Here is a 5,066-nt window from a genome sequence, read left to right as displayed (position 1 = left end):
CTTGTGGAGGCGCAGCACACGGCGGCCATGCTGACCACCTTCAACGAGGTGGACATGACCGCGATTCTGGATATCCGCAAGCGGCGCAAGGATACCTTCAAGGAGAAGCATGACATCGGCCTCGGCTTCATGTCCTTCTTCACCAAAGCGGTGGTCGGCGCGCTCAAGGCGTATCCGCTGCTCAACGCCGAGATTGACGGCGAGGACCTCATCCTCAAGAAGTATTACGACATCGGCATCGCCGTGTCCGCCAAGGAAGGCCTGGTCGTGCCGGTGGTCCGGGAGGCCGACCGGCTCAGCTTCCCGCAGATCGAGCGGCAAATCGCGGAGCTGGCTTCCAAAGCCCGCGCCAACACGCTCGCCCTCTCCGATCTCCAGGGCGGCACCTTCACCATTACCAACGGCGGCGTGTTCGGTTCCCTGCTGTCGACGCCGATCCTGAATGCGCCGCAGGTCGGCATTCTGGGCATGCACAAAATCCAGCTCCGTCCAATCGCCATCGACGAGGTAACCACCGTCAACAAGCCGATGATGTACATCGCCCTGTCCTACGATCACCGGATTGTCGACGGAGCCGAGGCGGTGAGCTTCCTCGTCAAAGTCAAGGAACTGCTGGAGGACCCGGAGGCGCTGCTGCTGGAAGGCTGAACGCAAGCCTCCCGGCCTCAGCACTTCCGGGATTGGCCGTCTGATTAGCTGGAAAACTTCCCGCTAATCACCAGAATTTTGGGGCAAATAGCGAATTATGCGGAGAAGCTCCGGTTATTTCGCCCGAATTGCTTCGGAATAGGCAAGCTCCGGAAGATTAGCTGGAGATTTTCCTGTTAGTCTCCCGATTATACGGATTTCGAGAGGATTAGCGGGAGTTTCTCCCGCTAGACAGCCCGCTGCGTTGACCGTTTCGCTGTCCCCCCGACTGCCCGGCATCCCCCACCAGAACAATTACCGTAGGCTTGCTTATCCGCAAATGAGCGCAAAGAGAAACCCGGTCTTTTGAAAACTCCGGGTTTCTCTTTATTTTACAGCCTTCATTTCAAGAACCGCCTGATGAGCTTAAGCCCGTTCTTGCGGCCCGGATAGCGGAACGGGAGATCGAAGCGTGTGGTCTGCTTGAGTACGCTCTTCCTGTGCGAGAACGTATCGAAGCCCGCTTGCCCATGATACGCCCCCATCCCGCTGCTTCCCACTCCGCCAAACGGCAGGTACGGAGAAGTGATGTGATACACCGTATCATTGATGCAGCCTCCGCCAAAAGAAATACTCTCCCGCACGTTCTCCTGCACCCTTTGGCTTTCCGTGAACAAATACAGCGCAAGCGGCTTCGGCTGGTTCTGAATCTCTCTGATCGCCTCGGACAAATCACCGTATTCCAGCACCGGAAGAAGCGGCCCGAAAATCTCCTCCTTCATTACGGGAGCTTCCCAGTCAATATCCGTTAGAACCGTCGGCTCGATCATTAATTCCCCCGGGTCCGCACCTCCGCCGAATACCCGTGTTCCATTGTCCAGAAACGCCGCAAGCCGCTCAAAATGCTTCCTGCCGACAATACGAGTATACTCCGGATTCAGCAGAGGGCGCTCCCCGTACAGCTCTTTCACCGCGCCGCCCAGTTCACTCAGGAAACGGTCCTTGACGCTTGCATGAACATAGATATAATCGGGCGCTACGCAGGTTTGTCCGGCGTTCATGAACTTCCCCCAGGCAATGCGCCTCGCGGCCAGCTTGAGCTGGGCGTCTTCGTGAACGATGCAGGGGCTTTTGCCTCCAAGCTCCAGAGTGACCGGTGCCAGATGCCGTGCGGCCGCTGCCATGACGAGCTTCCCGACCGGAACGCTCCCGGTGAAAAAGATATAGTCGAACTTCTCCGCAAGCAGCGCCTCGCTCGTGTCAATCCCGCCCTGAACGACGGAAATATAGTCCTCCTGAAAGCTGGCACGGATGATCTCGGCAATCGTCTCCGAAGTCCTCGGGGTTAATTCCGACGGCTTCAGGACCGCGCAGTTCCCCGCCGCAATGGCGCCGATCAAGGGTGCGGCGGCCAATTGAAACGGGTAATTCCAGGGAGCGAGAATCAAGGCGGAGCCGTAAGGCTCGGAATAGATATACCCTCTGGCGCCCAAATGAGTGATCGGCGTCCTGACCTTGCGCGGCTTGGCCCATGCCCGCAAATGCTTCAGCGTAAAGCCGATTTCTGCAAGCACGATTCCGATTTCCGTCATGTAGGCTTCGAATTCGGATTTGTTCAGATCCGCTTTTAAAGCGTTGACCAGTTGGCTTTCATGCTCCAGTATACCGGCCTTAAGACGGCGCAGCGCATCAAGCCGATAGCTTAGTTCTTTGGTCGCCCCGCCCGCGAAAAAAGACCGTTGTCTGTCCGTCAGCCATCCATAGCTCACCATTCTTCAACTTCCTCCGTTTGATACGCTCTACGATCCTTTACGAACTATCATACTACACTTATCCGCTAAAATATCAAAAGCTCACTCCGGCTGAATCAGCCCAAAGCAAGCTTTTTTTTCAAAATCCCGTCCTTCTGCGAACACTCGAACCTCGTACATTCAGATCAACTGCTGCCGTTGTCCCGTGGATGCCGCTTGCCTGATGGTATCGAGCAGCCGGTGCAGCCTAAGCGCATCATGAAAATTAGCTGAATGAAACGTATGATCAAGAATGTCCCGGGCAAGTACGGTGTGAGCCTTTAGAATATTTTGCACGGGAGACCTCGTTTCTTCCTTTTCAGGGAGAACGGTCTTAAAGTCATCCATACTGCTTGCCGCCGAACTGTCCGGTTCGTAGACCGCCTGCCGGAGCTGCAAGCCTCCAAACTGCACATGTCCCAATGAATGCCGCTGACTGAGCCGAATGATCCCCTTCTCTCCCTGAATATCCATAGTGAACCCCGGATAGACGCCTCCTTGAATATGGACGGAAACCGATGCCGCGCTGCTCAGTGTCCCGTGAATCATAATCTGATCCGCTGTATTCTTGGCTGCTGGTTCTCCTGTATCCGCAAAAACAGCTTGTGAGTAGTTACTGTTCATTGCAGCAGACAATTCCTTGAAATCGCCCAAAAGGTAACATAGAACGTCCAGAGAATGCCCCCCATTAATCGTGAGCAGCGTAGCGCCATTTTCCTCCATCAAGAGATATGCGCCCTTTCGGTCCGTCACACCGCCTTTGCCTTGAGTGGATACTTGCATGGTGCAGGATAGAATTCTGCCTATTTCGCCGCTTTCAATTCTCCGCTTTGCTTCAAGTACCGCATTGTCAAGCCGTGCCTGAAGACCAATCGCATGATGAATCCCGGCCTGATCGGCAAGCTCGGCCAATTCTTCGGCCTGACTGGCGGTAACGGCCAAAGGCCACTCACAGTATACATGCTTTCCGGCCAGAATAGCGGTCTTGACCGCTTCATAGTGGAAAGGAACCCTGATGCTCACTACAACCAACTCCACCTCGGCGGATTGGCTTAGCTCTTGATGTCCTGCAAAAGCAAGAGGGACATCCAAGGCCGCAGCGCTCTGTAAGGCGCTCTCCATTTTGGAGGTGGCTATAGCGGTAATTTGATGCAAGGGGCTGCTGCTGAGCGCAGGAATATGGGTCCGGCTTGCCCATTGATGATTGAGCGAGCCGCCGATTATGCCTGTGCGAATACATTCATTGCTCATGATAATTCCTCCATTTGCAGGGGTGAAATCATTGTACAGAGCAAGTATACTGAACCTGAACCATTTAGAATAATGCTGAATTATCATAGCAGTATCATTTTTTTTGATGATAAAAAGGAGAGAGAATGTTGGACATCGACAATATCCGGGCTTTTGTTGCGGTAGCCGAATCAAAAAGCGTCTCTGCCGCCGCGTCCAGAATGAATCATCTTCAATCCAATATGACGGCCAAAATCAAAAAACTGGAGGCGCACTACCGGCAGCAGTTGTTCATACGCAGCGTAAGAGGGATGGAACTGACGGAGGAAGGAGCGAAGCTGTACCGCCAGTACAAGAAGATGCTTATCCTATGGGAAGAAACAGAGCAAGCGATGAACCGGCGGGAGGCCAAGCTTCGGCTTGGCACCATGCAATCCGTCATCAGCGGGGAGATCACTTCGGCGCTCACGAATCTGTATGATAAATACCCCGATCTTTCAGTAACGCTAAAGACCGGAACAACGGAAAAAATGGAACAGGAGCTGCTTCAAGGCAACATCGACCTCGCTTATACCATCGGAAAAACAGCTTCCCCGCAGCTTGCCTACCGCAAAATCGGGGAAGAGGAATTGGTGCTGGTCGGCCGAAAGACAGAGCAAGGCGCAAGTCTGGAGTACTGCCTACACAGGGAAAGTCGGATCATCCTATCCGAAGACTGCTTGTACACATCCATTCTGGAGCAAATGTATTCGGTTTACGGCTTTCAGAAGGGCAATGCAATCGAGGTTGGCATGATCGAGACGCTGCTTCAATTTGCCGGATTGGGCATGGGGATTTCCGTGATTTCAAGGCGCATTGCGCAGCAGTATAAGGTCAGTCATTTTGTGCCGCTTCCACCGGAGTACCGGTACATCGACAAGTATATCGTTACCCGCTTGAACTATGAGCTGTCGCCACTGGAGAGGCAATTTATCGAAGCCAGCCATTTCTTATGAAAAAGACCGTCCCGTCAGGTCTGACAGACCCTCATGGAACAGTCTTCTTACAGGCTTTCCGCCCTTTTTCTATTTGTGTAGATCCGACATCATTTGAAACTTGCTTCTTGCTTTAAGAGATCCGTCCGTACGCGGTGCGGCGGGATACCTCCGTATTCCGTTTGCGTTCCTTGCGCGCTCCAACCGGCGGCTTCAAGGCTACGGCGATCAGGCAGGAAACCACGCACAGCACGCCAATGGTGACGAAGGTCGGTTTGAATCCGCCAAGGAAGGCGGCGACGAATGACCCGGACAGCGCGCCGATTCCGAAGCCTTGATAAATCATGCCATAGTTCTTGCTGTGATTCTTCAGGCCGAAGAAGTCGCTGACAATGGCCGGAAAGACGGTAATGTTGCCGCCGAAGCAGAAGGCGATAGCCGCTAA

General features: G+C 53.8%; 5 protein-coding genes. 2 read left to right on the top strand and 3 right to left on the bottom strand.

All coding sequences use genetic code 11. From position 1 onward, the window contains the following. Positions 1 to 648: dihydrolipoyllysine-residue succinyltransferase (sucB, locus tag L692_RS0124670; protein ID WP_025702595.1), on the top strand; the 648-nt coding region annotated here is incomplete at its 5' end. Positions 649 to 1,028: 380 nt separating this feature from the next. On the opposite strand, the gene L692_RS0124665 is transcribed toward sucB, so the two are convergent. Further along, positions 1,029 to 2,399 (bottom strand): aldehyde dehydrogenase, encoded by a 1,371-nt coding sequence (locus L692_RS0124665; RefSeq protein WP_025702594.1) that lies wholly within the window; start codon positions 2,397 to 2,399, stop codon positions 1,029 to 1,031. 159 nt (positions 2,400 to 2,558) lie between these two features. Continuing rightward, a complete protein-coding gene (locus tag L692_RS0124660; protein WP_025702593.1) occupies positions 2,559 to 3,668 on the bottom strand; it encodes a Gfo/Idh/MocA family protein in 1,110 nt (369 codons plus the stop codon). A gap of 125 nt (positions 3,669 to 3,793) precedes the next feature. Here L692_RS0124660 and L692_RS0124655 point away from each other — a divergent pair, with 125 nt between their 5' ends. Further along, entirely contained in the window at positions 3,794 to 4,642 is an 849-nt protein-coding gene (locus L692_RS0124655) for a LysR family transcriptional regulator (RefSeq protein ID WP_232238859.1), read from the top strand. Positions 4,643 to 4,754: 112 nt separating this feature from the next. Here L692_RS0124655 and L692_RS30120 read toward each other — a convergent pair. Further along, the coding region (locus L692_RS30120; RefSeq protein WP_036725445.1) for an MFS transporter at positions 4,755 to 5,066 on the bottom strand (312 nt) is incomplete at its 5' end.

Origin of the sequence: Paenibacillus forsythiae T98 (assembly GCF_000520735.1) — a bacterium.
Classification (GTDB): domain Bacteria; phylum Bacillota; class Bacilli; order Paenibacillales; family Paenibacillaceae; genus Paenibacillus_AQ; species Paenibacillus_AQ forsythiae.
This window is presented reverse-complemented; position numbering and strand designations above follow the sequence as displayed.